The organism is Bradyrhizobium sp. WSM4872 (genome assembly GCF_055811715.1).
The window spans coordinates 131,486-157,178 of the sequence record NZ_JBVVPT010000006.1 but is presented as its reverse complement, the minus strand read 5'-3'; the positions used below and the strand labels follow the sequence as shown (position 1 = coordinate 157,178).

The 25,693-nt window shown below is 60.3% G+C and carries 27 protein-coding genes and 1 pseudogene; 16 read left to right on the top strand and 12 right to left on the bottom strand.

The genetic code is table 11. The features are described 5' to 3' along the window. Nucleotides 1–33: 33 nt before the first annotated feature. Together AC0L3C_RS11165 and AC0L3C_RS11160 are read right to left on the bottom strand one after the other, a co-directional pair. The gene (locus AC0L3C_RS11165) at nucleotides 34–2,184 is read right to left on the bottom strand and encodes a CHASE2 domain-containing protein (RefSeq protein WP_473407987.1); all 2,151 of its coding nucleotides are present in this window, start codon (nucleotides 2,182–2,184) and stop codon (nucleotides 34–36) included. Between the two features lie 18 nt (nucleotides 2,185–2,202). Further along, nucleotides 2,203–2,874, bottom strand: a complete 672-nt coding sequence (locus AC0L3C_RS11160; RefSeq protein WP_473407986.1) for a hypothetical protein — start codon at nucleotides 2,872–2,874, stop codon at nucleotides 2,203–2,205. 614 nt (nucleotides 2,875–3,488) lie between these two features. On the opposite strand from AC0L3C_RS11160, the gene AC0L3C_RS11155 reads away from it, so the two are divergent. Next, the gene (locus AC0L3C_RS11155; protein ID WP_473407985.1) at nucleotides 3,489–3,947 is read left to right on the top strand and encodes a hypothetical protein; all 459 of its coding nucleotides are present in this window, start codon (nucleotides 3,489–3,491) and stop codon (nucleotides 3,945–3,947) included. 40 nt (nucleotides 3,948–3,987) lie between these two features. Here the strand turns inward: AC0L3C_RS11155 and galE are convergent, their stop codons facing one another. Further along, nucleotides 3,988–4,980: a UDP-glucose 4-epimerase GalE gene (gene galE, locus AC0L3C_RS11150; RefSeq protein ID WP_473407984.1), complete on the bottom strand. Its 993-nt coding sequence runs from the start codon at nucleotides 4,978–4,980 to the stop codon at nucleotides 3,988–3,990. Between the two features lie 392 nt (nucleotides 4,981–5,372). Between galE and AC0L3C_RS11145 the strand changes: the two genes are divergently transcribed. Together AC0L3C_RS11145 and AC0L3C_RS11140 are read left to right on the top strand one after the other, a co-directional pair. Then, nucleotides 5,373–5,657 (top strand): hypothetical protein, encoded by a 285-nt coding sequence (locus tag AC0L3C_RS11145; RefSeq protein ID WP_473407983.1) that lies wholly within the window; start codon nucleotides 5,373–5,375, stop codon nucleotides 5,655–5,657. Nucleotides 5,658–5,703: 46 nt separating this feature from the next. Beyond that, a pseudogene (locus AC0L3C_RS11140) lies at nucleotides 5,704–5,796 on the top strand (CHRD domain-containing protein); the annotation flags it as partial. Nucleotides 5,797–5,826: 30 nt separating this feature from the next. On the opposite strand, the gene AC0L3C_RS11135 reads toward AC0L3C_RS11140, so the two are convergent. Both AC0L3C_RS11135 and AC0L3C_RS11130 read right to left on the bottom strand, forming a co-directional pair. Then, nucleotides 5,827–6,192 carry a VanZ family protein gene (locus AC0L3C_RS11135; protein WP_473407982.1) on the bottom strand — a complete coding sequence of 122 codons (366 nt, stop codon included), beginning with the start codon at nucleotides 6,190–6,192 and terminating at the stop codon, nucleotides 5,827–5,829. Nucleotides 6,193–6,855: 663 nt separating this feature from the next. Then, nucleotides 6,856–7,029 carry a hypothetical protein gene (locus AC0L3C_RS11130; protein WP_162847250.1) on the bottom strand — a complete coding sequence of 58 codons (174 nt, stop codon included), beginning with the start codon at nucleotides 7,027–7,029 and terminating at the stop codon, nucleotides 6,856–6,858. Nucleotides 7,030–8,013: 984 nt separating this feature from the next. Here AC0L3C_RS11130 and AC0L3C_RS11125 point away from each other — a divergent pair. From AC0L3C_RS11125 to AC0L3C_RS11115, 3 genes are all read left to right on the top strand, one after another. Beyond that, entirely contained in the window at nucleotides 8,014–8,316 is a 303-nt protein-coding gene (locus AC0L3C_RS11125) for a hypothetical protein (protein WP_473407981.1), read from the top strand. Between the two features lie 41 nt (nucleotides 8,317–8,357). After that, nucleotides 8,358–8,774 carry a hypothetical protein gene (locus tag AC0L3C_RS11120; RefSeq protein WP_473407980.1) on the top strand — a complete coding sequence of 139 codons (417 nt, stop codon included), beginning with the start codon at nucleotides 8,358–8,360 and terminating at the stop codon, nucleotides 8,772–8,774. 195 nt (nucleotides 8,775–8,969) lie between these two features. Further along, nucleotides 8,970–9,245, top strand: coding sequence for a hypothetical protein (locus AC0L3C_RS11115; protein ID WP_473407979.1), 276 nt, complete (start codon nucleotides 8,970–8,972; stop codon nucleotides 9,243–9,245). A 20-nt stretch (nucleotides 9,246–9,265) separates the two neighbouring features. Here AC0L3C_RS11115 and AC0L3C_RS11110 read toward each other — a convergent pair whose 3' ends face one another. Further along, nucleotides 9,266–10,501, bottom strand: coding sequence for a hypothetical protein (locus AC0L3C_RS11110; protein ID WP_473407978.1), 1,236 nt, complete (start codon nucleotides 10,499–10,501; stop codon nucleotides 9,266–9,268). 183 nt (nucleotides 10,502–10,684) lie between these two features. Here AC0L3C_RS11110 and AC0L3C_RS11105 point away from each other — a divergent pair, with 183 nt between their 5' ends. After that, nucleotides 10,685–10,936: a hypothetical protein gene (locus AC0L3C_RS11105; protein WP_007595529.1), complete on the top strand. Its 252-nt coding sequence runs from the start codon at nucleotides 10,685–10,687 to the stop codon at nucleotides 10,934–10,936. A gap of 843 nt (nucleotides 10,937–11,779) precedes the next feature. Here the strand turns inward: AC0L3C_RS11105 and AC0L3C_RS11100 are convergent. Next, a complete protein-coding gene (locus AC0L3C_RS11100) occupies nucleotides 11,780–12,172 on the bottom strand; it encodes a hypothetical protein (RefSeq protein WP_473407977.1) in 393 nt (130 codons plus the stop codon). 142 nt (nucleotides 12,173–12,314) lie between these two features. Between AC0L3C_RS11100 and AC0L3C_RS11095 the strand changes: the two genes are divergently transcribed. Beyond that, a complete protein-coding gene (locus AC0L3C_RS11095) occupies nucleotides 12,315–12,764 on the top strand; it encodes a hypothetical protein (protein ID WP_473407976.1) in 450 nt (149 codons plus the stop codon). Between the two features lie 39 nt (nucleotides 12,765–12,803). Here the strand turns inward: AC0L3C_RS11095 and AC0L3C_RS11090 are convergent, their stop codons facing one another. Then, nucleotides 12,804–13,466, bottom strand: a complete 663-nt coding sequence (locus tag AC0L3C_RS11090) for a hypothetical protein (protein ID WP_473407975.1) — start codon at nucleotides 13,464–13,466, stop codon at nucleotides 12,804–12,806. Between the two features lie 59 nt (nucleotides 13,467–13,525). Then, a complete protein-coding gene (locus AC0L3C_RS11085) occupies nucleotides 13,526–14,263 on the bottom strand; it encodes a metallophosphoesterase family protein (RefSeq protein WP_473407974.1) in 738 nt (245 codons plus the stop codon). 192 nt (nucleotides 14,264–14,455) lie between these two features. On the opposite strand from AC0L3C_RS11085, the gene AC0L3C_RS11080 reads away from it, so the two are divergent. Beyond that, nucleotides 14,456–15,079: a transglutaminase-like cysteine peptidase gene (locus tag AC0L3C_RS11080; RefSeq protein WP_473407973.1), complete on the top strand. Its 624-nt coding sequence runs from the start codon at nucleotides 14,456–14,458 to the stop codon at nucleotides 15,077–15,079. 10 nt (nucleotides 15,080–15,089) lie between these two features. Here the strand turns inward: AC0L3C_RS11080 and AC0L3C_RS11075 are convergent, their stop codons facing one another. The 3 genes from AC0L3C_RS11075 to AC0L3C_RS11065 all read right to left on the bottom strand — a co-directional run bounded on the left by AC0L3C_RS11075 (nucleotide 15,090) and on the right by AC0L3C_RS11065 (nucleotide 17,453). Continuing rightward, nucleotides 15,090–16,370, bottom strand: coding sequence for a hypothetical protein (locus AC0L3C_RS11075; RefSeq protein WP_473407972.1), 1,281 nt, complete (start codon nucleotides 16,368–16,370; stop codon nucleotides 15,090–15,092). A 173-nt stretch (nucleotides 16,371–16,543) separates the two neighbouring features. Then, nucleotides 16,544–16,819: a hypothetical protein gene (locus tag AC0L3C_RS11070; RefSeq protein WP_247776593.1), complete on the bottom strand. Its 276-nt coding sequence runs from the start codon at nucleotides 16,817–16,819 to the stop codon at nucleotides 16,544–16,546. A gap of 73 nt (nucleotides 16,820–16,892) precedes the next feature. Beyond that, on the bottom strand, nucleotides 16,893–17,453 hold the full coding sequence (locus tag AC0L3C_RS11065; RefSeq protein WP_473407971.1) for a hypothetical protein: 561 nt from the start codon (nucleotides 17,451–17,453) through the stop codon (nucleotides 16,893–16,895). 250 nt (nucleotides 17,454–17,703) lie between these two features. Between AC0L3C_RS11065 and AC0L3C_RS11060 the strand changes: the two genes are divergently transcribed. From AC0L3C_RS11060 to AC0L3C_RS11030, 7 genes are all read left to right on the top strand, one after another. Beyond that, nucleotides 17,704–18,906, top strand: a complete 1,203-nt coding sequence (locus tag AC0L3C_RS11060) for a polysaccharide biosynthesis/export family protein (RefSeq protein WP_473407970.1) — start codon at nucleotides 17,704–17,706, stop codon at nucleotides 18,904–18,906. A 79-nt stretch (nucleotides 18,907–18,985) separates the two neighbouring features. Further along, nucleotides 18,986–19,645 carry a hypothetical protein gene (locus AC0L3C_RS11055; protein ID WP_473407969.1) on the top strand — a complete coding sequence of 220 codons (660 nt, stop codon included), beginning with the start codon at nucleotides 18,986–18,988 and terminating at the stop codon, nucleotides 19,643–19,645. A gap of 69 nt (nucleotides 19,646–19,714) precedes the next feature. Further along, nucleotides 19,715–21,202 (top strand): O-antigen ligase family protein, encoded by a 1,488-nt coding sequence (locus AC0L3C_RS11050; RefSeq protein WP_473407968.1) that lies wholly within the window; start codon nucleotides 19,715–19,717, stop codon nucleotides 21,200–21,202. Nucleotides 21,203–21,343: 141 nt separating this feature from the next. After that, entirely contained in the window at nucleotides 21,344–21,958 is a 615-nt protein-coding gene (locus tag AC0L3C_RS11045; protein ID WP_473407967.1) for a hypothetical protein, read from the top strand. A 287-nt stretch (nucleotides 21,959–22,245) separates the two neighbouring features. Next, the gene (locus AC0L3C_RS11040; RefSeq protein ID WP_473407966.1) at nucleotides 22,246–24,501 is read left to right on the top strand and encodes a polysaccharide biosynthesis tyrosine autokinase; all 2,256 of its coding nucleotides are present in this window, start codon (nucleotides 22,246–22,248) and stop codon (nucleotides 24,499–24,501) included. A gap of 25 nt (nucleotides 24,502–24,526) precedes the next feature. Next, the gene (locus AC0L3C_RS11035; RefSeq protein WP_473407965.1) at nucleotides 24,527–25,276 is read left to right on the top strand and encodes a hypothetical protein; all 750 of its coding nucleotides are present in this window, start codon (nucleotides 24,527–24,529) and stop codon (nucleotides 25,274–25,276) included. Continuing rightward, entirely contained in the window at nucleotides 25,267–25,665 is a 399-nt protein-coding gene (locus AC0L3C_RS11030; RefSeq protein WP_473407964.1) for a hypothetical protein, read from the top strand. The genes AC0L3C_RS11035 and AC0L3C_RS11030 overlap by 10 nt, the downstream gene beginning before the upstream one ends. The last annotated feature ends 28 nt before the right edge of the window (nucleotides 25,666–25,693 follow it).

The window sequence follows — 25,693 nt, the reverse complement described above, 5'->3', positions numbered from 1 at the left end:
TGGAGTGGACCCGAAAAGCGGTGCGACGCCGCGCTACTTTCCTTCTAGAATATTCACCGGCGTCCAATCCGACGCCGGTGGATTTGTAGCGAGCGCAGTCGCGCGCTTGCCAAAAAGCGCTGACGCCGAATCCATTTCCGCCGTTCGCCCGAACGCATCAGCCGCCTTCGCAAACTCCCTTGCCCGCCAGCACGCCAGCCCTTCCGCATACGCGGCGGCAATTTTCGTCTGCCCGGCACTCTCCGTGCCCTTCTCCGCGAGGGGCTCGAACACCTTGATCGCCTCGCCGCGTCCTATCACTTTGATGGAGTCGAGCTCGCGCCATTTGAAAGTATTGCCTGTCTGCGCGACAGTCGTTTCTGAGGCCATGATTGCGGTGCCGTAGTATTTGTTGGCGCCTTCGAGCCGCGAAGCGACGTTCACGGTGTCGCTCATCACGGTGTAGTTGAAGCGGCGGCGGGAGCCGATATTGCCGACCACGGCCTCGCCGCTGTTGAGCCCGATGCGGTGAGACAGGCCATGGCCGGCGAAGGCGGCGCTCCCGGCGTTGAGCTCCGCCAACTTTTCGTGACATTTCAGCGCGGCATGGACGGCGTGGCGCGCATGCGCGGGATCGTCGGCGGGCGCACCGAACATGGCGACAATGGAATCGCCGATATATTTGTCGACATAGCCGCCATGGCTCTCGATGATGTCGGTCATGGCCGACAGATATTCGTTCATCAGCGTCACCAGCTCGCCCGGCGTCATCGTCTCGGCGATGGAAGAGAAGCCGCTCAGGTCGGAGAAGAACATGGTGACGTTGCGCATTTCGCCGCCGAGCGCCGGCATCTTGCCGGAGGCCACCATCGTCTCGATCACTTCGGGAGCGAGATAGAAGGCAAAGCTCCTGCGCAGGAAACGCTCGTCACGATCGGCCAGCACGAAACGGTAGCCGATCATCATCGCGAGCGCCGCAAGGCTTGCGAGTGCCGGCTCCGTCAGCGGCAGCGCCAAGGCATGGACGAATGCACCGACGGCCACAGCGGCGTATACGGCGGTGAGAGCGATCCATGCGATTAGTGCGCCACCCGGTGCGAGCACGCAGGCCGCGCAGGCCACGATCGCTGCGAACACGATGGTGAGAATGCTCCGCATTGGAAAGCCGAGCTCGGTCACCGCATCGCGTTCGATCAGATTTCGCACCGCGTTGGCATGCACGAAGACACCGGCGATGTCGCTCCGGGCCTTTTGCACGGTGCTTGCCGGGGTGGGCTGGGCGCATCGTGGCCCCGGCGTTCCGTCGTATCCGCCGGACAGTCGCATCGAGGTGAGCTTGCGATCATCGAAATTCAGGGCGGTGCCGAGCAGCACGACCTTGCCGTCGAAGGCGCGGCGGAAGAAGTCGCGGTCTCCCTTCTCGACGCAGGCTCGCAGGTCGGCGAAAGAGAAAGTCGGAATGTCGCGGCCCAGTCCTCGAAAATTGAGCGTCAGTGTATTCGGCACCGCGCTCGGAATTGCATAACCGGACAATTCGGTGAGCCCGGACGATGCAATCTCGGGCTTTGCGCCGAGCGCGCGCGCGGCGAGCTCGACCGCCATCGCGGGGACCGGCTTGCCGTCGATCGAAAAGCTCAGCGGCATTCGCCGGATCACGTCATCAGTGTCGGTATGGACGTTGAGGGCACGGACAGCGTTCTTCACCGCAAATCGCTGTGCGGGGTAAGGCGCGTCGGGATGATCGTTGCTCAGGATCTCGCCGAGGATCAGTTTGCCGTTGTCGGAAAGCTTCCGCAAGGCGATGAGATAGTCGCGGTCAAAACCCTTCATACGGTCGCCGAGCGGCGCGTCGCCAAAGGGAATCTCCGACTGCTCGATCGAGCTCGGGAAGATGACGTCGAAGCCGATGACGTTGGCACCGCCGTCGCTGATACTCCCGAGCACCCGGCCGATCTCGCGCGTCCAGGTCTGCGTTGGCGATCCCTTGAACGGCGGAGTGTCGTAGGTCTCGCCGTCGATGGCCACGACGACGACCGGTGATGTCGCGGGATCGCGGTGGTCGCCGACGAGCATGCCGCGCAGTGCCGTGAGGATGTCGAGCGACAGGCCCTGCAGCGTCTGGAACGGCGGAGACGTGACCACGGCGCCTGCAAGAAGCGCAATCAGGATCGCTGCAACGACGTCCCGTCTGCCGATCCGCCGCATCGCCCTGTCGCTAGCTGCCTATTCGAGCCGCAGCAGGCGTCCGACGATCGGCGTCGGCGACGACGTGGCGCTGGGATCGACCTGGAAGGCGTAGCGCTTAGTGCCGAGGATGGCGAGATAGCTGCCGCCCGGCGTTAGCGACTTCCCGGCTTTGGCGAAGTCATAGAACTTGCCTCCGACCATCGTCTCGCTCTTGAGGGGAACGCTGATGGTGGGCTCCTTGCCATCGGTGCGTTCGATCACCAGGGTGCTGCCGCTCTTGGCCTGCACCAACGGCGCGACGCCGTAGAGCGTCGGCAGCTTGGCCGGAGCGCTGCCCTTGGCGTCCGACCGCATGGTGCGGAAGGTCGTCGCGGCACTCTGGTTCGCCTCGCGCTCCGACAGTTTTGCCGCGTTGGTATCGCAGGGCACCTTCTCCCGCTTAACCTCGCCGAGTTGCACGGTGCTCTGCTCGGTGCCGACCATGACGACGCCTTCGCTGATAGTCTCGCGCTGGCACGATTTGAGATAGCTGAGCGTAATGGTTGCCTTGGGCCCCAGCTTGATGATCTTGCCCGGCGCCACATAATCCATGAACGCGACACCGTCGACCTTGCCTTGCACGTCCTCGACGATGGCGGCCGGGCTCTCCGCCAAAGCCGGGGCAGCAAGACAGCACGCGCCGACAACAGCGCCGATCAGGCTTTTCATGGCAATTCTCATCCAATTCGACCGAATACTTGCCCGGTCCCCGTCCAGGCCCGATGCTTAGCAGCGAAATGCCCAGGCAAGTGTGACCGGAATCACTCTCAGATATTGGTGCACTCTATCAGGAAGAGGTTCAAACGGGCGACCGGAGAAAACAGTGCGCCGGCAAGCTGTTGGCCGGATGGATAACATCATTCGGCTGGGACGGCCTCGATCGGGTGCCCTCCGCTGCACTCTCTATATCCACAATGGGCGCGAGCGTGGCCTCGGTCTTCTGATATGGCGTCGCCTGCTGACCGGCGGCGATCTCCACGACTTCGTCCCAGCGCAACAGGAAGGCTAGCTGTCACGAACTGGTTGGAGTTGATAGCGGTTATATGCAAGCTGCCAAACGAGGTCGGCACGCCGATCGTTTTTAACGCCGTTTGCAACGAGGTCCAGCTTTCTCACCCGCTGCACGGGGGGAGCGTGCGCCCGCCCGCGTCGCTGCGCTTCGGCAGCAATTTGACCGGCTCGCTTTGCAGGACGTTAACCGTGGCGGAATGCTCCCCGCGCGGGTCATTGTCGCGCCCCAGAGTTGGTTGCAAATACGTTTGAGTTTTACGGTGGATGCTTTCATGCTGAGAGACGGCAAATATGCGGCCTGGTTCAGGACCCCGCGCGGTCAGGGCACGGGCGTCGTGCATCTGGCGGAGGGACGAATCTCCGGCAGCGACAGCTTCTTCACGTATGGCGGCTCTTACCGGATCGACGAGCAGCGCTTCACGGCGGTTCTGACCACGCGGCGACATGCCGAGGGGCCGCCGACCGTGTTCGGGCTCGACGAAGTCGAGGTCAAGCTCTCGGGCGTGTGCAGCGGTGCGATGGCGACCTGTTCCGGAACGGCCGAGCAGGCGCCCGATGTGACCTTCGAGGCGACGCTGATCTACAGCCAGGACGAGGTGCCGGCCGCTGACGCCAGAGGTGCGGTCGTGAAGCTCAATGCCGACAAGCTGCCCAAGGGGCTCGACGGCCGTTCGCGATCACGCCATCCTTTTGCGCCGGGATCGCCCGGGTCAGAACGGAATAGACCATAAGGCCACGTCTCATCCAGCCTGATCGACCTCGACGGTGTTGTCAGGATTGCTTAAGCGGATGAGCCCGCTGGTGCCAGGCCCAGGCGGTACGGATCACAGTCGGCAGATCCGAATGTCGCGGTACGAAATTCAGCACTTTTCGCGCTGCGGAGGGATCGGCGACCAGATAGGTGGGATCGCCGGCGCGGCGCGGTTTGACCGTGTGCGGCACCTCGCGTCCGGTCTCCTGCCTGATGGCGGTCAGGATTTCCCGCACCGAAAAGCCGGAGCCGGTGCCCAGATTGAAGCTGCCGCCGGCATGCCCTTGTTCCAGCAGTTTCAGCGCCGCGACATGCGCCGCCGCGAGGTCGGTGACATGGATGTAGTCGCGGATCGCGGTGCCGTCGGGCGTGTCGTAGTCCTCACCGAACACGGCAAAATCGACATGGCCCTGTAACGCCATCATGGCGCGCGGAATGAGATGGGTTTCGTTGTCACGCAATTCGCCGATGCCGCCGGCGGGATCGGCGCCGCTGGCGTTGAAATAGCGCAGGCAGAACGCGCCGAAGCCGTAAGCGGCGCGGTAATCGGCGAGCATGCGCTCGATCATCCATTTCGATGCGCCATAGGGGTTGATTGGCGCGCAGGGGAAGTCTTCCGGCAGCTCCTTGGAGTCTGCATTGCCGTAGACGGCGCCGGTCGAGGAGAACACGATACGATGGCAACCCGCATTGCGCATCGCCTGCAAGAGCGACAGCGTGCCCTGCACATTGTTGATGTAGTACTTTTGCGGGTCGGTCATGGACTCGCCGACGAGGCTCGCCGCCGCGAAATGCATGACCGCCGTGATTTTGTGCTCGGCGAAGGCGCGCGTCAGCGTGGCGCCGTCGAGCAGATCGCCCGTTACCAGCGGACCGGCGACGAAGCCGCGATGACCTGTCGACAGATTGTCATAAACGACGGGCTGATAGCCGGCTGCGGTCAGGGCGCGGCAGGCATGCGAGCCGATATAGCCGGCGCCTCCCGTAACGAGGACAGTCGGTCGGTCGGTCATGTCGGCTTACCTCGAGGTGAAATCAACGATCATCCATGCCCCCGCGGCCAGCACCAATCGGCACACTGCACGAGCAACGCAAGCGTCAGCCATTCGAAACCTTGCCGAAGGCGCGGACATGCCGAGTGGCGCCACAGGACACGACTTCACTCAAGGAGAGGGCTTCCGAAGTGATCTGTCCCAATGTGGTTGCCTCAGTTCAATAGTTGATCGATCGGGTGAGCATAGATCGATCTTCGCTGTATGCAACCCACCGAGGCCCGGCACGATTGTCCTTCTTCGTTTAGCTCTCATTGACCCTATCGCTGCGAAACAGTCGGCGCGCGCATCGCGGCAACCGAAGCTTTAAGCACCAAAAATAAGCTGATGCCGAGTAAGGGAGTGACTGAAACATGGCACAGATCTGGATGACTTATGACGAACTCGCCGAGCTTAGCGGCTGCACGCCTGCCGAGGCACGAATGCGGGCCATCCATTTGTCACTGGACCGCCGCAAAAGCCGCGACGGCGCAACCCGCGTCAAGCTCGATCTCGCGCTGACTGCCAAATTTTTCGCCTCTGTCCGGGACGCCGATTTTGATCTGGACGGCGCCATCGAGGCGCTCCAGGCCACCCATAGGCAGATGGCAGAACTCCTGACGCCGAACCAGTTCCAAGGCCGGCACCGGTCGGCTTAGCTCCCGCATGCTCCGAACAACTCGCCTGGAACGGGCAAGGCTGAGGCAGGCTGCGGATCTGCTGGCCGGGAAATGGTACGCGAACATTCATACGGCCGCGAACCCGGGCGGTGAACTACAGGGACAAATGCTGAAATAACGACGGCAACTTCCTATGCGGACGTGCTGCTCAGGCGGGCGGTCTCGGTAAGAAGGCCAGGATTGTTTGAGCGAGGAGGACCCCGACGGTCCCGCCTGCTGCTTTTTGCAGCACGTCCAGGAAACCCGGATCACGATCGGGCGTCATTGCTTGCAGGATTTCGAGGCCCAGTGCGACGGCCACGACAAGCGAGCATGCGAGGGTGAGCCGACCGGGCAACAGGAAGGACAAGAGAAATCCCAGCAACCCGTAAGCGCTGAAGCGCTCGATCACGACGACCCAATAAGCCTCGTGATGACCGATAAGCACGGGTCTTCCCGCCAGTCTCGCAAGCGTGGCATAGACGATGAGCGCGAAGCAGACGCCTGCGGCTGCAATGAGGTGGTTGCGGCGCATTGGACGACCATAGCCGGACCGGAGCCGGGCCGTGTTGAAAGCTGAGAGTATCGTTAAGGCCGATTGAGCAGGGCGCCCGGTCCGGAGCGTTTCGCCGGTCTCGGGTAACGGTTCAATCCGGTCAGGTCTCCAGCATCGCGTCGGTCGGAAATTAGCGCTCTGCGCCAAGCAGCGTGGCTCGACCAACTCGTTGAATCGCGGGAAGGGCAGTGGGGCGGAGACCTTTACTCCTCCGCTCTCAAGCTCTAACGGCCCATTCGATGGCGGAGGGACGCGGGTGAGGGATTGTAGGGTGTGACGGGAGCCTGCCGGGCGCCGCCACCATGCAGTGGCCGGGTGGCTCGCAAGCGCAAGACCACGAAGGCGATATTGATAGCCAACCAGACCAGGATGACGGAAATGGCAAGATGTGCCACGGCCAGACCTCGCGATGAAGTTGACGTCAACGCAAGCGAGCTGGTTCGGTTCCCCGGCGAATAGGGCTATAGCGCTTTTATTCATGCAGCTGGACTCGAACCTTCTGCCGGCGGCGGCGGTCACCTTGGTTTGGGTCCTTGCTCCAGTCCGATCAGCAATACGACGCGTCGTTCTTCGTCAGAACCGGCGATCGCCCGCCCGCGGTTCATCCATGACGTCGTTGGCGGAACACTGCGGCGCGCTCTGCTAGGCCTTTTTTCTCGCCTTCGTTTTCAACGAAAGACCAAGGCGCAAGGCCATGCGCTTGATCGCATCGGGCGAGCGTCCGAGCTGTTTCGCCGCCTCCTCCAATGAAGCCGAAGACTTGGCCAACTCCATCAGCCGGCGGTCTTCCTTGAACGACCAGGGCTTGCGCGCCATAACCGAAATCATCCTCTCGTCGCGACAAAAGCAAAGCCGCCAAGCGGACCCATGTCGCTCGACGGCTTTGCTTGGGTGGGGCCGAGCTTGGGGGAGCCCGGTGAGACGATGGGATAAGCGATCGGTGAGACTTCGCAACAAACAATGCGGATTAAGCTAACCGCTCAACCTTACCGCGCGTAATCCGGACTTCGTTGCTCCGTATTACCACGGAGATGTCAATGCTGATCAGCAGCCGTCGCCGCGCATTGAATGAGTGGAAGCCGAATTGTCGACCGCCGGTTCTGAAGGCTGCATGGACTGCGTGAACCCGGATTAACATCCGGCCGGATCTAACTTTTAATCAGTGAGACGTTTTGCCACTTCCAGGCTCCCGGCTGTCGGACAACGACCAAACTTCAATCAGCTCTTGCACAAACTTCATCATCACCTGGCAAAACTTTCAGCGGTGCCGATCTTGAAGTCGTCACAACGACAAGATGAAATGCAATGGGAGGAACGCGCCGGAAAAATGGGACGTTCAAATGTTGGCAATTGTGGTCTTGGGTTCGATCTTCGCCGGCGGTTTTGCTTGCGGCTATGGTGCGAGGGCGTGGCGCTCGCGCAAGCGATCGGCAAGATATCGTCTCTACGCGCCCTATACTCCGGCGGCATCAGGGGCGGAACGAAGTCAGTCGCCGTCGTAATGGTGGAATTTCGCGCCTGGCCTGTTTGCCGAACGATCTCCGTGGCGTGATCGAAATAACCATGCGCGGTTAGGTTAACTTGTCGCAATTCTTGAGAGCTTAGCCAACGTCACCTAAAATATATCGATTCACGGCGAAAGTTTAGCCGCCCCGATTTTTCCGGGGCCCGCGTTAGGGTAGGCGTAAATGACGTATCTGATTGCTTTGCTGGGCGCGATAATTTGCATCCTTATTTTGATCGTTTTCGTCCGCGCCTATGATCGACACCTGAAAGATCTTCCAGGTCCTTGGATCATGGATGAGGCTCATTCGAATGACTGAAAGGCATAACGCGCCCCGCAGGTATTTCGTTGATGCGCAAGGGCAACGGGTGCTGATAGGGCTGTCGCTTCCGGAAACGGCGGAGTTCGAAGCGTTGGATATGACATCGGGAGAGACGGTTCAAACCGTGGCCGAAATCGGTCCAAGCGATGGAGCCGCCGCGGCGGACGAAGCTCGATGGCTCGAGCTTTATTCCAAACACGAAGGAGCCTGGCGGGCGTGGATGGCACAAAGCCAGGCGGCGCATCCACGAGCTTCAGGCTTTGTTAACTATGCCTGACCGATGTTAGCGGTCCAAATCTCGAACGTGGGATGGCCCAAATGTTTCAGCTGTTCCTGAGAGCGCGCGCACACAACTTTCTCAGCTCCCGCCGTGAGGACAAGGGCTTCAAGGCCCGCACCGTCGAGCGCGATGCGGAGACGGATCGCGTTCGAATCGATGCCGTCATGGTCGCGATCGATACGGCCTTGCGCGATGCGGAGCGGGAGCAGGTCGGCCTCGGACGACGCGTTGATGACGCGCTTGCGCGTGCATCCGTCACCTTCGGAAACGGCACCGATGAATATCTCGAACGGGAGCCGATCGACAGCCATCATCAAGATCTCTTTGCGGCCGACATCTCCAACGGTCAGCGGCGGCTCAAGGAATTGGCAAACACCATCAATCATCTGAGGTTTATCAGGACCGCGATGCTCACGCGCTTTCCGAACCTGAAGCCGCCGCAGCTCAATAGCTAGGATCGAGAGTTTGGCTCGTCAGCCTGCCGTCTGGTAAAAAGCGGCAGGCCCGGCGCAATGGATATTTCGGTGCGAGAAGCATAATCTCCCGCAGAGCAGCTTTGCCCCGGGACAATTCGCTTGCCGTTTGGCTCTTCTGCCGGTTTTGATATGGTCCCATCCAGCGTTCTCGGACGGATTGAAGGAGCGAGCCAGGTGATCTCCAGAAATTTGCAAAGGTCGATGGGATTGGCATTTGTTTTGGCTATTGGCGCACCGGTCACGGCTTGGGCCGTCACAGTAGAAGTAGCGCGTGCATGCGACGCAGCTTTGGCCAAGGCCTTTCCCCCAAAGCAAATCGGCAATCCCGCTGCCGGCACTGCGGGGACAGCCAAGGAGCGGCGCGATTATTTCAGCAAATGCGTCGCGAACAACGGCAAGGTCGATGATCCGCCGGCGGATGCGCCGAAAGACGCCAAGGCTAAAAAATAAACGAAACGCGTCGCGCCACTTTAGCGTCGCGGCGGGCAAGGTGAGTAGAACGCGCCGTTCGTTGCATTGATGCGTTCGACGCATTGATTGGGATCAGTCGGCGTCCCGGCCACGGTGAAGTCATAGCCCATCCCTTTGACGACCACGACGTAGCGACCCGGCGAGAGCGTAAAGCCGTCCTGCTCCGGCTGCAGCGATAGCATTCTCGGCTGATCCTCGACCGGACCTACTTTGTAAGGGTGGGACATGCTGCGGATGACCCAGGTGTCGCCCGCAGTGACCATGGCCGCTTTGCCGGTGGCATCGACGCCCATCGCTCGGGAGACTTTTGCAACCACCCGAACCTCGGTCCCGGTTGCATCGACACCACCGTCGGGCCTGAACACAATGAAGCTGACATCTCCACTCGTCAGTGTCGTCGCGCTGGGCGTCGTGATTGCTGCTGAGATCGCGACACGACGGTCCGGAATCTTCCCGGGGACCGGCTTGAGCTCTTGGAGCTGGCCCTCGCTCAGGGCATAGACGCCGAAGGTCGTCGGCAACGGCATCGAGGGTTGCGCAGCCGTCACCGGCTCCTTCGGTCGATCCGGTGTCCGTTCGACGCTTTCAACGCTCGGTGGAGTCACGGCGACGGTGGGTTGAGGCTCCGGGCTTATCGAGGTGCGCTTGGGCAGTGCCGCGGACTGCCACAATGCGAGGGATTGCGTCCTCAACCGCGGCCAATAAGTAACCGCCGCGCTGGCGCCGGCAATGATGACCAGGATGCCGGCCAACCGGATGAGGGAGTTGAGGATGCCGCTTCGCTGAGATTGCTCGAGCGGTCTGGGCGGTGCGACAGAACCGCGCCTGGTTTCCGCCGGCGTCGGGACGGGCGGCGAGGGCGGAACGTGCGCCGGATGCGGAATGGGCTGAGGAGCCGCGGGACTGGGTGGCGAGGGATGCGAAGCGACATCTTTAGAGATGTCTAGAGCCAGCTCCGGCGCTTTGGACAGCGCGTCGCGCTCGCTGCGTTCAAATGATAGCTCAACGTCCCGAATGGCGCGTTCGAGCAGTTGCTGGAGCTCCCGGGATTCCCGTGCGTCGCCATGGGTGAATTGTTCCAGAAGCTTGATGCGAGCCAGCTCGTATACGATTTCGCGGATCTGTCGCGGGTCGCCAGAAATGTCACGAATCCGCCCGGACAGTAGGCGCACAAACCCGGCCTTGATCGCGTGCGTCTTTGGCGCGCCGGCGGCGGTGTCGCTGGGGTCGGTCATCAAGGCCGATCAAGTAACCCGGAATAGGCTGTTTCGCTAGGCTTTTCCGCGTCAAATCCCGTCGCTACGAAAGCCGCTCTGATCGCCAACTTTGCAACAGCCCTTGTCGAACAGCGTCGGGGGCTTGCTTTTGGGCAGAAAGCTGTGACAGTCCGACGAGCTCCTCTTTCCGGTGTTTTGATCATGCGCGATGGTTTCATAGCACTCACGTTTGTGGCTCTCCTGGTGCAACCTTCCTTTGCACAAGGGACCAAGGACAAGGCCAATTTGACCAGCACCAGCATCGTGACCACCCCTACGAAGAAAACCCAAACGGCCCAGAGCGCCTCCCGACCGACAGCTGTCCGGATCCTGGCGCCGGGCAAGCTGCCGAGCGGGATGGCGGCTCAGGGGGTCTGGAGAGACGGCAAGCTGATCGCCGTGCCGCGGCAATAACGCCCCAAGCAACCGTGAAGGAACGGTGATCGCCTCCCGATGTTCTCGATTGGGAGACATCTCATGAAACGATTAGTCCTGACCGCGTTTACGCTTCTTATGACGGCGAGCACGTGGGCCCCTAGCGCGCGGGCCCAGGGTGTCAATGACCCATCGACCCCCAGTCGAAATGTAATTATCGTCAATCCCTCGCAGCCTTCGCCGAGCACGGCTACGCGGAATATCCCGAGCCAGATTCAGCCGCCCCTGGTTAGCGGGGGGCGCGCACGTCCCTATTATGGAAATAGAACGCGGACTAGTGGCTCGAGCAGGCGCTAGGCGAAGCAAAAGCGCACTATGAGGATTGGCTCCGAGGATTTGCTACGGAGGATTTACCTCAACCTCTAGCGTCGACGTTCCAGAATCGTGACGGTTTTTTCCGGAGATCAGAAGGGTGAATCGGTCGGCTCCTGGCCTTTCGGCCTCTGCTGAATAGCGGAAGCCGGATCCAACCAGCGCCAGCTGTCCTCTTGAAGGCCCGCTCACGACCAATACGTTGAAGATTTGCATATACGACCAACGCAGCCCCTGGATGCAGTCGGCTCCAGGCGGGATCGTCATCATCCACTTCACCGTATCCTCCGACAGAGCAAACGGCGTTCGGTCCTTGACGCAGAGAGGGCTGGCTGGAGCCGTCCTGCTGAACATTGCGCAGGCTGCGATGCAGCCAGCAACAATCTTGGCCTTCGACACATTCTCGGCAATCCCTAAGCGGATGTCCGAGGTTAACATCGATGACCTAACGAGGTCTTAGACCGCATCGTCTTGCCCACGGGAGGAGGAGGGCAGCCTCCAACCTGCTGGCTACTGTGCGTTGGGTGTCATTCCGCCGCCGGTGGGGAAGTTGCTGGATTTGAGCGCCATTCCACTGACGCGAAAGCGGACATTTCCCGCCAGATACAAATAGTCCGACGTCGTGCTGCTGACGGTCCGCACCTCGACATAGGTCAGTGTGATCGAACCTACGCTTGGGGTGACCTGGGTGATGTCGACAAACCGAGCTCCCGGGAAAAGCTTCTGGTCGAGGCCATAGAAGATCTTTTCCCGCTCTGACCACAGCACGAAGTGACCCCCCGCCTTCTGATCGACGGCTTCGTATTGCGTATGGATCACTTGCGGGTATTCGATCTGGCCTGCAGTCGCAAAGTGAGTGCCTAAAAAGATCACCAAAACCAGGAAAGTAATGTTGCGGACCACTGGTCAATATCCTCGCGAGCTAAAGCACGAAGCTTGCCCGCGATTTGGCTTTCGTGCAATCGACAAACGTATACATTGAATGGAATGGACGAGAAGTTTCCGGCTCTTGCTCGTTCTTGCTGCTCTGCCCTGGAGTTACAGCGTGCGAACCGCGCGACCCCACACCTCACTGGCTCATGCAAGGCGGCTTGGGCAGCTGTCTGGAGCGGTCCTGACCGTTGCCGGTGCAATCGGCTTCGGTCTCGCCGGTCCGCCCTCGTGTTTTGCCCAGACCGAGCCGGAGCCCTCGGTCAACGACTATCTTCCGCCAAGCGAGCCGGAAGTCGGCCGTGACGAGTGGCGTCAGCGTATCGAAGATGCGCGGCGACGAGCCAAGGAGGTTTCGCGCGAGCGGCGGGACCATCCCGAGCTCTATAAACCGGTCCCGGAGGATCCGGACGTTGTCGCGACCGAACGTCTCCTCAATGACGACAGCCTGCAGCGCGGCGACATCGTCTCGACCAAGAAGGGTATGTTCGTCTACCAGGGGCGACCGGATCAACCGCGCCGCGAGCAGGATTTCGTGCCGATCGCGCCAAAAGCGACGCGTTGAAATTGAGGGCAAGCCAGCAGGCTAAGTCGCGCTCGAACGTCAGTACCGCCGCAAAATCTGATTGAACTTCGGATCGGTCCCCTGGGTAGCGTCCAGAAGCAGCGACTTGCCTTGCGGCGTTGCCTGCAGGTAGGCCGCGATCAGGAGCTGCTCGTAGCGAGAGCGGCTGGCAAGCGTCGAGCGAACGTCCGATTGCGCCAGCAGCTTGATCTCTTCGTCGGCTGCGGCAGCGCTCGAGGTGACGGTTTGGAGCCGTGCGAAGGCGACGGCGATCGGCACCGCGCCGGCCAGGTAAGACATTTTCACTGCAGGCGTCACCAGCTCGCCCGCCTGCGCCTTCAGCGTGCCGAGCGTGAGCCAAAGCGCGGGCCGGATGGGGGATACTTTCAGGGCCGCAACAACGGCATCCTGGGCCGCCTTGTTCTCGGTAGCCCTGCTGTTCGCATCGGCTGCAGGATGGTGAAGAAAGTCCGCGGCTTTGGCGGCCGCATAATTCGCCAGCAAGTCGCCGTCGAATGAAAGGGGCGCCAGCACGCCAGAAGCGGCTACCTTGACCTTCTCGGGCGGAAACTCGCCCAAGAACAAATCGTTCGCCCGAAAGTTCGACCGCGTGAGATCGCCGTAAAACCCCAATCCTGCATAAAGCAGCAACATCACTGCGATGCAGGCGCCAATGATGCGAAGCAGGATCATGCTGCTCATGATGAATTTCGATGCGCGTGTGGCGGGGCGCGGGAGTTGGCCAGCAACTCTGCAAAGTCCTAAATTGCGAGCAGACTATCGCCCTGGATCGTGAGCAAGGTCAAGTTGCCGGTGGCGTAAGCGCCGGTGTCGATATTGATCCGGTTCGAGCGGATATCCGGGACGCTGACCGGGGTGTGGCCGTGAACGACATATTTGCCGAAGCGTCTTTCGGACTCGAGGAATTCCTCGCGGATCCAGAGCAGGTCCTCCTCCTTTTGACGTTCCAGGGCTACGCCCGGCTTCACGCCGGCGTGAACAAAGAAGAAGTCGCCACACGCAAAGGACGTGCGGAGCTGCTGAAGAAACGAAAGATGCTCCGGCGGGAGCGCCTGCCTCAACCCTTCGATCAATTCAATCTGCTGCTCCGGCGTCGGATTCATCGTCGGGTTGATGCCGTAGGAAACAAGGGTCAGCAGGCCTCCGTAGCGGCGCCATTCCTCCAGGCGTGCGGGGTCCTTGAGGACCTCGAGCAGGAACACCTCGTGGTTGCCCTTGAGACACACTGTCTCATGCGACCTCGAGCGGTCGATCAGGAGATCGATCACAGCGCGGGAGTCCGGCCCCCGGTCGACATAGTCGCCAAGAAAGACCTGAATTGCTCGTTCGGGAGCGGAGCGGGCAAGGTCGGCATCGATGACGGTTAAGAGCGACTGAAGCAGGTCGGCGCGTCCATGCACATCGCCGATGGCGTAGATCCTCACGCCGTCGGGAAGCCGAGGCTTGACGTTCTTGCGAAAGCGCTTGGAAAGGCCCATCAGCTAATCGAATCGGGTCTGGCGTCATGAATGGAGGGCATGATCGCTCATAGCAGAACAAGTTACGCCTCGGTATTCTTAATTGTTTCTAACGAAGGCGCGGCGGTTTTGATTAAAGGATTGCTCGGCTTTTGAGCCGGATTTCAAGACGTCTCGCGTAGCGTTTCCCCAACAAGAAATGGGGAGCGCGACATGCGCAAGACTTTAAAGTTCCTGGCGATTGCCGCCGCTCTGTTGGCTGGGGCGGCTCAACACAAGGTCGAGGCCGCCTTTGTTGGTGCGCCGTCGGCGTTGCGCGGCGCCATCCACTACATCAAGTTCGACCAGCCGACCCTGGCGCCGATGGCATTCACGATCTTTTGCCTGAAGTACGAGGGCGAGTGTAAGCCGCGACCGCAGCAAATCGTGTTCAGGGGCGGACGTCTCAAGCTCACGGCCGAGCGCATGGCCCAGCTTCAGGAGGTCAACCAGCGGGTCAACGGCGCGATCCGGCCCGAGCCCAATTTGGAGGGGCTGCGTGGCGAGAAGTGGCTGCTGCATCCGACCAGCGGCGACTGCAACGACTATGCCGTGACAAAACGCCACGACCTGATTGCCAAGGGCTTCCCGGCGCGTTCGGTGTTGCTCAGCGAGGTCGTGACGACCTGGGGTGAGCATCATCTCGTCGTCGTGGTGCGCACCTTCTCCGGCGATCTCGTGCTGGATAACCTCACCGGACACATTCTGCCGTGGTCGAAGAAGTCCTATCGGTGGGTTCGCATCCAAATGCCCAAGAACCCGACCTACTGGGCGTCACTCGCTGATCGCGACGTCTAACGATGAACGACTAATGGCCCGTGCCGCGTGCGGACTGGGTGATGCTTTGGGACAACCCGAGTCCCGTGATCGTTGACAGGCAAAGGATTGCTGCCGGATGCAGCAGTCCTGAACCAGCGAAGCCCTGAACCAGCGCGAAGACAACGCAGGCCGCGGCCGCCGCAGGAAAAAACGAGTCGCGGCCGCGCTGCAAAGCCCCCAAAAACAAGCGGCCCAAAGCCATCACGCCCGCCAGCAGCGCGGCGGAAAAACCGATCCATCCGGTGTCCGCGAAGATGGCAAAAGCCGTCGAGGGCGCCATCAAAGGCGCACCGGCATCGCTTTGGTAAATCCTGCCAACGGCCGAAAGGGTGCCTGCGCCCGCACCGAACCATCTGGTGTCGGCCAACATTCGTTCAAGTGTGGCTCTGGTTTCGGCCCCCACATCCGGGACAAGCCGCAAAAGAATCGGCCCTGCATTCTTTTCGAACAAGAAGCTCAGGACAATCATCGCTCCGACCAGCGCGGTTAAGGACAGCGTGCCTGCGGCCAACGGCGATAGGTCGATCCTTCGAATGACAAGGATCAGCAAGATCAGCACGAGGCCAAAGGCCGCGGCGATCGCGCTGTTCGTGCCGGACAAGCCAAAAACCGCAACCGCGCTGGCCAGAGCGCCCGCAAGACCGCAAAGGCCGATGGTGACCGAACGAATGAGCGAGTGGCGCGTTTCGGCCCGCTCGGCGGCCAGCTGCATGACGGCTAGATTAAGCATGAGGCCAAGACCGGCCATCGTTGTCGCCAGATCGGACGGAACGGCGGTTGCAAGGGTGGAGGAGAGCGGGCGCAAATCCAAGGTCAGAGCCGACGCTGCTGTGACCCCGCTCAGCACGAACAGCAACAGTTCGGCACGGCTGCGGTCACGCACCACGACGATTGTCACGCTGAGCAACGAGACCGCTGCAAGGGCTTGAAACAGCGCATTCAGGGTGAGGCCGAGATCGGCCGTCACGGGCCCAAGCGAAAGGCCACCGAGAGCATCATGGCTGCTCGCCCAGATCGGATGCGCCCAACTCAGCCACAACGGCGCCAGCTGGGCTGCGATGCAAAGGGGAATGCCGATCAGGACCCAACGGCCCCAGACCGTGGCACGCAGATAGTGCTCGTAGTCGGCCTTTCGTGCGCTGAAGACCGCTGCAAATAGCCCCAGGGCCGTAGCCGTCATCCCGAGCTGAACGCCGAATTTGGCGCCGGCAATGTCGAGAGCGGATGCAGAAACAAGGCAAACGATGAGGGCAAAATAAGCGAAGGACAAACGTGCGCCTGGAAGGAATCCTGAAGGGTCAGGCCACCATACAAGCCGGAGGCGAGTTTTCAAACAGAGCTCTGCAGCCGACGCAGCTCCAGCCCCAACCCCACCCGATCCAATCTCACATCAACGAAGCGTCGCCTGCGCGGATCAGACGGACTCTTGATGCGCCAGAGAGGTCAGCGGGCGGTCTTGAGCGGACGGGCAAACACGCGGGCGGCACGACCGGCGGCGAGAGCAAAGCGGGCGGCCGAGCCGAAGAGATAACCGGCCTGGAGCGCGATGGCCGCGAAAACGACGCCCTTCAGGCCATCGAGAAAGCCCAGATTGGCCATCCAGCCGACCGGGATCGCGGCGAGCAGCATGACGAAGGTCAGCGGCAGGAGCACCAGGACGCGAAAGCGTTGGCCCAGAACTGCGCCTACCAGAAAGCTGAAGATCAAAAGCTCGGTCATCCGAAACACTCCGTGCTCCGGACCTTAGGTTCCCCACCCTAAAAAGACCTTAAGTCGTATGGCTAAATTTTGTCTATTGGCCGCAACTTGCCGCCAGAGAATTATAGGCTTCGCGAAGCCCGTTCAGGGCCACCACGCCTTTGATCTCGCTGTCGCCTTCCTTCACGAGGACGGAAAGCGAGGGCGTCGTCTGCCACTTACCGGCGGCAAAGGCGGAGACCTCGTCCGGCAGAAGGACGGCAGCGCCGGCCGCCGCCATGCTGGCCTCGACCGTCACGGCGCCTCCTGTGGCGGAGGCGATCGTGACCTTGGGGTGGCTCTTGGGCGGGAAGGGGCGGATCAAGGCCACCAGCACGTCGATCTTGCCCTTGGGGGCGCAGCGGACGATCAGGCCGGCGAACTCCGGGTCGGACTGCATCGTCTCGGCTGTCTTGGAGATGGAAGCGAAGCTCTCGCCCTCTTTCGGGCCTTGGGTGCGGGCGAATTTCCAGATCGAGGCCGGATTTGCCACCTGAACCAAGCAGGCCGATTTCAGTGCCCGCAACGCCGGGCAACCGGCTTCTGATGGGGCGGCCCCAAAAGAGGATCCGAGCAAGCCTAAGAGCGCAATCCCCAAGATCGACACGTCGGACACCTCCGTTCTGTTGAGACGGCGGTACACTACCAGAGATGAGGGAGCCGTTTCAGGGACCCTTTGGCGAGCATATTGCCTTCTGCATAGGCATCGACCTTACATTAAATGTTCACAAACACTTAACCATCGTCCATTGCGTGGCCCGAACGCAACACTCGCCAGCTCATTGGCCCAGTATCGGCCTGGAACTCTTGTCGCACCGCCCACTAACTCGTACCAATTTCAGGATTGGGGACTTTAGGGGCGATTCATGCATTCCTTTGCCAAGACCTATGTATTCAAGCCGGCGTTTCTGGCGCTCGCTTTGGCGCTGGGAGCGTGCGCAACCAATCCCGGCTCCGGGCCGTTAACGGATGACGTTAACAACAAGATTCAGACCGAGAATGCACCGGCTTATGAGCTGGTGCCGCTCAACCCGGCCACGGTGAAGATTCTGCACACCCATGAGCCCAAGGGGCTTGCGGGCGTGTTCACCGACCGCCGACCGCCTGCCAGCATCGTGTTCGGCATCGGCGACGTGGTCAGTGTCACCATCTTCGAAGCTGCGGCAGGCGGCCTGTTCATCCCGGCGGAAGCGGGCGTCAGGCCGGGTAACTTCGTCACCATCCCGGATCAGTCGGTCGACAACGACGGCTTCATCACGGTGCCCTACGCCGGCCAGGTCAAGGCGGCCGGCCTCACCGCCGTACAAATTCAGCGCGCGATTGTTGAGAAGATCTCTAACCGCGCCATCGAGCCTCAGGTCGTGGTTGCGATGTCCTCGCAGCGTACACAGCTCATCAGCGTGCTCGGCGAGGTCAATGCGCCGGCGCGTTATCCGGCGAGTGCGGCGGGTGCGAAGGATAAGGTGCTTGACGCGATCACTCGCGCCGGCGGCATCAAGGGCCAGGGCTTCGAGACCTGGGTTATGCTTGAGCGCGGCGGACGTAGGGCAACCGTGCCTTTCGAAAATCTCGTGATGGCGCCCGAGAACAACGTCTATGTACGGCCCGAAGACAGCATCTACGTCTACCGCGAACAGCAGAAGTTCCTCGCGTTCGGTGCCAGCGGCCAGAGCGGCGAGTTCAACTTCGACGCTTGGCGCATCAACCTGGGCGAAGCTGTCGGCAAGTCCGGTGGTCTCCTGGATGGTCAAGCCGATCCAGCTGCGGTGTATCTCTATCGACGCGAGCCGCGTGAAGTTGCCGCCCAGCTCGGTGTCGACGTCAGCAAGTATACGACCGAGACAATTCCGGTCATCTTCAACGTGAACTTCCGCGATCCCGGTGGCTTCTTCCTGGCTACCAAGGTCATGATGAAGAATGGCGACGTGATCTATGTGTCGAACTCGCGCAACGTCGAAACCGCCAAGTTCCTCAACTTCCTGAGGGTGATCATGGCGACCGGCGGAGATGCGGTGAATCTCTCCAACGACGCCCTGATCTTCCGCAACAACATCAAGCTGGCGCCGTAATCAGCCGACTTGATCCACCAAGAGCGATGGCACCGGGGCTTTGTCCCGGTGCCATTTTCGTTTAGAGAGCCAGACGCAAATGTTTTCGGCTATGGATCAAGGCTCCACCGAGCAAGGCGCTCCGGTCATCGGTCACCCCGCAGTGTTGCGAGGCCTCATGCGGTTTGGGCGGCAAGCAGTCCGGCGTTTGCTGGCCAGTGTTCTCGGCGGAGCTATGCTGCTCGGGGAGGCTGCCGGGCAAGCTCAGCAGCTCGGCGTTCGCCATCGGATCGATGTGGTGGTCTCCGCCGAACCCGATGCACCGATCTGGCAAAAAATGCGTGGGGCCAAGGGCGAGCTGTCATTCAGGGTGCGGCTCTCGGCTAATTCCAAGGAGAGCAAGTTTTTTGGTGTGCTACATCCGTCCTTCCCGGATATCGTCCTCCCCGATGGCGCGAGTAAGCCGCTGGTCCGACCTACCAAGCTATGGGAAGAGGAGGCGTGCCATCAGCGACGGGGCCTGCCCAAGGTGACGGTTACCCAGGTCAGCGGGCATTTTGGTGAGGGGGAAGGGCGGATCGAGATATCCGGAATCAACCGCCAGATTGGGCTGCTGGTCCCACCCGATGAATTGACCCCTGGAATAAAGCTCGATCAGGGGAGTGATAATCTTGGGCTATTTTACAGCTTCCGGGCGCAGACCAGAAACAGCCGCCTGAACGTGGACTTGAAGATCTATCCGATCGATTGCTTCCTCTAGAAATCAGAGCAAAGGTCTCTTTGCTAGAGCAAAGGTCTCTTTGCTAGAGCAAAGGTCTCCTGAACGACCATGCGCCTTCGACTTCCCCAGATCCGCTGGTCCTGGAGCCTTCCGGCTGCCTTCCTTCTTTATTTCGTCGTTGCCGGCGCGCCGTTTCCCTTTGGCTCGACCAACGACCTTTCGATCGCGTTCTGGTGTCTGTGTCTTGGCGTGGCATTGATCTTCGCGCCGACACGGGATCTGCGCCAGCCGCACATGTGGATGATCGCGGGCATCGGACTCATCGTCGCCGGCTACCTTTTTGTGCTGCACGAACAGCTCTCCGATCACCCTTGGGTCGCACCTTTCCAGCCGATCTGGAAGCAGGCGTCCGATTTGTTAGGAGTGCCGATTGCCCCTTCGGCATCGATTGTGAAGAACGAGGCATTCTTCGCGCTGGGGGCGCCGCTCGCTAATATTCTGGCGATCCTGCTAGGGATCACGGTTGGTGCTGACCGCGAGCGCGCGCGACGCATGTTGTGGGTGATCGCGGTCTCGGGCGCGGCTTATGCGCTCTACGGGGTCTCCTCGTTCCTGATCGAGCCGACCATGATCCTGTGGCGGGACAAGACGGCGTATGTTGGCAGCGTCACCGGCACCTTCATCAATCGCAATACGGCGGCTGCTTATTTTGGCTCTTGCGCAGCAATCTGGATGCTGTTGATCCTTGAGGCGATCCGCAGGCGTCTTACCGAACGGCACATCGAATGGCGCCGGTTGTCGCGCGACATCGCCGAGATGCCTCCGCGCGAGATCCTGCCGCAACTTGCCGCTCTGCTGATCTGCCTGATGGCGATGTTCATGACGACCTCGCGGGCCGGTGTCGGGCTTTCGCTGGTCGCGATGATCGTCTCAAGCACCATCTTCCTGAGAAAAGACTTGCCGCCACGTACCGGTATCTGGATAGCCTTGGGCGTGGGGCTCATCATCGCGTTAGGCTTACTGCAGCTCCTCGGTGGCCAGGTCTCGAGCCGCTTTGACAGCCAGGGGCTGGTGGATGAGGGGCGTATCGAAGCCTGGAAATCCACGCTGAAAATCATCGCCGATAATCCCTGGTTTGGCACCGGGATGGGCACCTTCGAATGGGCGTTCCCGCCCTATCGCAGCCCCAACATCTCGATTCGCGGGGTGTGGAATGCCGCGCATTCGACTCCTCTGGAGCTTGCCTCGGAGGTCGGGATCCCGATGGCGCTTCTGGTCGCAGCGGCGTGGGGGATCATGTTGATCATCCTCGGGAGGGGCGTATTCGAACGGCGGCGGGACGCCATTATCCCGCTAGCGGCGGCGGCAACAGCCACTCTATCTCTGCTGCACTCCTGCCTCGACTTCACGCTCCAAGTCCCCGGCTATAGCATTCCATTCTTTGCGCTTTTTGGGGCGGGGCTGGTACAATCCTTTCGTAGAGGCGACGCTTCGGGGCCGCCGGAACAGGTGTCTGCCCGAGCGGATGCGGCTGATCGGGAGGGAGGTGCTAAGCAGACCTCCCGACGCACGAGAGAGCTTCGTAATAGTGTCTAGATTTGAAGCAGTTGTGCCGTTTACGAAGTCTTTAGAATAAGTGGACAGCCGGTTTTTGTTCCGATAGTTTCCTGCACTGCACAGGCGCTTGCCCGCGGCCAAGCGGATCAAGGCGGCCAGCCGATATTGGAGGTTTTTATTATGAGCGTTTTCAAATCTGCGCTTCGCATGGCCGCCGCCGCGGCGTTCGCCGCGACGATGATTTCGGCCGCAAGTGCTGCCGTCTACCCGCCGCAGCGTCAGCTGCCGGCCCAGACCATCTCCGATTTCAAGGGCTCACCGCAGAGCCTGCTGCAGCAATATCCAAACGGTGGCGCGCAGATGATCTCGCGCGTGCGCGATCTGGGTGCGTCCGATCCAACGACCCTCCCGGGCCTGATCGCGCTGCTCAAGGATCCCGCGACGACCAAGGACCAGATCAGGGCCATCGTGGGCGGCCTCGCGCAGGTCGCGCGCATGGCCGCGCAGACCGACCAGGCCTTCGCTAATGAGATTCAGGCCGCGATCGCCGGCACCGGAAATGCCGACGTGATCGCGGCCTACCAGGCCGCGACCGGCGACGTCCAGATCGCCGCGACCGGCGGTGGCGGTGGCGGCTCCGGTGCGGGCGGTCCGACCGGTACCGGCGGCTTTGCGACTGGCGGCAATGGTGGCGGCTTTACCACTTTCGGCAACAACACGACGGCGAACAACGGGGCCGGTACCGGCAGCGGCTCCGTCGGCGGCTCGTCAGGTGCGCCTGTGAGCGCGAAGTAAACCTGGCTCGACTCTTAGCCAGCCCTGGGATGTTTCTAAAGCGGCGCCCTTGGGCGCCGCTTTGCCTTTTGCGCCGTTAAGCTTCTCGCAAGATCCCGGGGGGCGGGCACGGCGCGCTGCATCAACAACGTTCAATTGCAGCCGACATTGTGCTAAGCTTCCGCTCGGCGTGGGCTTTGCTTATTAGGTTCGCTTCGAGACGCAGCGGAGCTGTTGGCAGGCTTCTAGATCCCAACTAGATCGCAGTAGATCCCAAGACATAATCGATCCATTTCAGGAATTGCCGGATGTTGCAAGTGAACAAGCCGACCTCGGAGATCAACCGAGATTACGCTGAGGTTGACAGCTCCCCGTCGCAGACGCTGACCTCGTATCTCGACATCGTCCGGCGCCAGTTCCCCACTATCATTGCGATCGTGTCGGCCTGCGTTATCGTGGCGCTGCTCTATCTCTTCACCGCCGCGCCGCTGTTCACATCGACCGCCGCAATGGTGATCGATACCCGCAAGGTACAGCTATTCCAGCAGCAATCAGTACTCGGAGACATCGCAATCGATTCGGCGACGATCGAAACCCAAGTCGAGATCCTGAAATCCGAGAACATCAGCCTCGCGGTGATCCGCGACCTCCACCTCACTGAGGACCCCGAATTCAGCGGCAACGGTGGCGGCCTGCTCGGCGCGGTCACCGGCTCGCTTGCCGGTCTGTTTTCCTCCGGTCATGCGGCGTCCGAATTCGAACTGACGCGCAAGGCGCTCCAGCGCTTCGAAAGCAATCGTACCATCAAACGCCTCGGCCTCACCTACGTGATGGAGATCGGCTTCAGCTCGCGCGATCCGCAAAAAGCAGCGCGCATCGCCAACGCGATCGCCGATGCTTACATCGTCGATCAGCTCGAGGCGAAGTATCAAGCCACCCGCCGCGCCAGCGTCTGGCTGCAGGACCGCATCAAGGAGTTGCGCACCCAGGCCTCCGCCGCGCAGAAATCAGTAGTTGATTTCAAAATCGCCAACAACATCGTCGACAGCGGCGGCCGGCTGATGAACGAACAGCAGCTCGCGGAAGTCAACAGCCAGCTCATCCTGGCACATGCCTCGACCGCCGAGGCCAAGGCCCGGCTCGACCGCATGAACGACATGCTCAAGCAGGAGATTCCGGACGCCAACGTCACCGACGCGCTCAAGAACGACACCATCGTCAAGCTACGCGGCCAATATGTCGACATGGCCTCGAAGGAATCGATCTGGTCGGCTAAATATGGCCGCGACCATCTCGCAGCAGTGAATTTGCGCACCCAGATGGCCGAGATCAAGAAGAACATCCAAGATGAGCTCAGGCGCATCCAGGAATCCTACAAGAGCGACTACGACATCGCCCAGACTCGGGAGGAGGCGATCAAGTCGAGCCTCGCCAATGTCGTTTCGGAGTCGCAGCTTACGAACCAAGCGCAGATTCAGCTCCGCGAGCTCGAGAGTACCGCCCAATCCTACCAGGCGATGTATGATAATTTCCTGCAGCGCTACATGGAGAGCGTGCAGCAGCAATCGTTCCCAATCACCGAGGCGCGCGTCATCAGCGCGGCGACCACGCCGCTGATCAAGAGTGCGCCGAAGTCGTTGGTTATCTTGGCTGCAAGTTTGCTCGTCGGGCTGGTGTTGAGTTTCGGTGCTGCCGCCGCGCGAGAACTCAGTGACAAAGTTTTTCGGACTACCAGCCAGGTTGAGGAGCAGCTCGGTACTAACTGTGTTGCGATCCTTCCAATACTTGGGCCTGCCGCCTCGGGCGGGGTGCTTCCCGGCAAGTTCGGAAAGGCAAAGAGTAACCCCGAACCCGACTTTTTGCGGTATGTCGTCGACAATCCGCTATCGCGCTTTTCTGAAGCCGTGCGCTCTTTGAAGGTCGCAGTCGATCTCAACTCCATTGTACGCGAAAATCGCGTGTTGGCGGTGACTTCGACGCTACCCAATGAGGGCAAGAGTACACTCTCGACCAACTTAGCCCAGCTAATCGCCCATGGCGGAGCGAAAGTGATCCTGATTGATGCCGATCTACGCAATCCATCATTATCCCGCGCCCTCTTGCCAGATGCAAAGCTAGGCCTGATTGATGTTGTTGCGCAAAACGCAGAACTAGAGAGTGTTACTACTGTCGATCCGCAGACAGGACTGACGCTCCTGTCTGCTGGCACTACTTCGAAGCTTCTCCACACGAATGAGGTTCTTGCCTCCAAGCCAATGCGGGATCTTGTGGCGCTGTTGCGTACGAAATACGATTACGTCGTATTTGACATGCCACCTATGGCGCCGGTTGTTGACGTCCGCGTTACATCAGCTTACGTCGATTCTTATGTCTTTGTGGTGGAGTGGGGGAAGACAAAGATTGATGTGGTGCGTCACAACCTGCGTGGCTCACCGGAGATCAGGGACAGGCTCCTTGGTGTGGTGCTTAACAAGGCTGACACGAAGCTGTTGTCTCGCTACGAATCTTACCACGGTCGCTATTATTATCAGAAATACTACGCTCGCTATGGTTACGTAGAATAGCAGTTTGAGATGCTGGAAAGCTCGCGTGTCTCAGCAACACTTCCTAAAGGCAGCATTGCTTTCTATTGGTCTTGCAGCTGTGAGCTGGTCGATGGTGGTGACACCGGTATTCTGGTCGGCCATCGCGGCGAACAGCGTAGCCGCGAGGATTGGAGCCGGAGAACGCTTCAGTTCCGAAGCATTGAATGTCGCGTTAGCTTCGATGCGAATAGGTTCCGCACCTGTAGTTACGCGCAGCGATGCTCTGAAATCAGAAGCTTTGATACTGCTACGAATCGCCGAGGAAGCCGCGGGAAGAACGGCTCCAGGAGAGGTGGATAGTGCTTCGACTTTGGCGGGTCATCGTCTGAGATCCGCGCTGTCGCTCGAACCTACATCCTCGTTTCTCTGGTTCATGCTTTACTCTTTGGAGATCTCTTACAATGGCTTTGGCGTCAGAACCCTAGGATTTCTCGATAAATCTTACGCAGCTGGTCCCCTGGAGGGGTGGATCGCCCTTCGACGCAACAGGCTCGCGCTCGCAGCGTTTCCGAGCTTGAGTGAGGCAATGCAAACAAAAGTCGTCGCGGAATTCGCTGGCTTGGTCGATAGCGACTTCGTAGAAGACGCTGCGATCAATCTTATTAGGCTAGGTTGGCCCCAGAGGGATCGTCTTCTCGCTAGCCTTTCGAGTGCGGCTCTCATTCCGAGAGAGGCCTTTGCGAGGAGGTTATGGCGAGAAGGCCTGAGCGTCACCGTGCCAGGTGTCGAATTGGATGACAGGCTATGGCGTTGACAATCGAGAATTCTATCCGTGCAGCAATGCTGCTCGCATCCGGTTTCCCTTTCATGTCGTCTGCCCAGACCGTCGTGCCGAACCCTTCGAGGCTGACCATGCAGGGCGGCGCCGAACAGTCGGGAGGATCATCAATTGTACGAGATGCGTCAGGGCGTGCTTGTTTGGATGTGGAGGCTGCAGCGCGTGCGCACGCAGTCAACCGCGACGTAGTTGATCATGTTGTAAGCGTAAAGAACAATTGCCCCAAAACCATTAAGGTCAAAGTTTGCTATTTCAATTCGGACAGGTGTAACGCGTTTGATGTTCAGGGATACAAGAGGGTTGACACAACTCTTGGAACGATGACGAAGATCACCGCCTTTCGATACTCGCTGAGCCAAAAGTGAGTGTCCATGGATCGCGGGGAGACGCGCC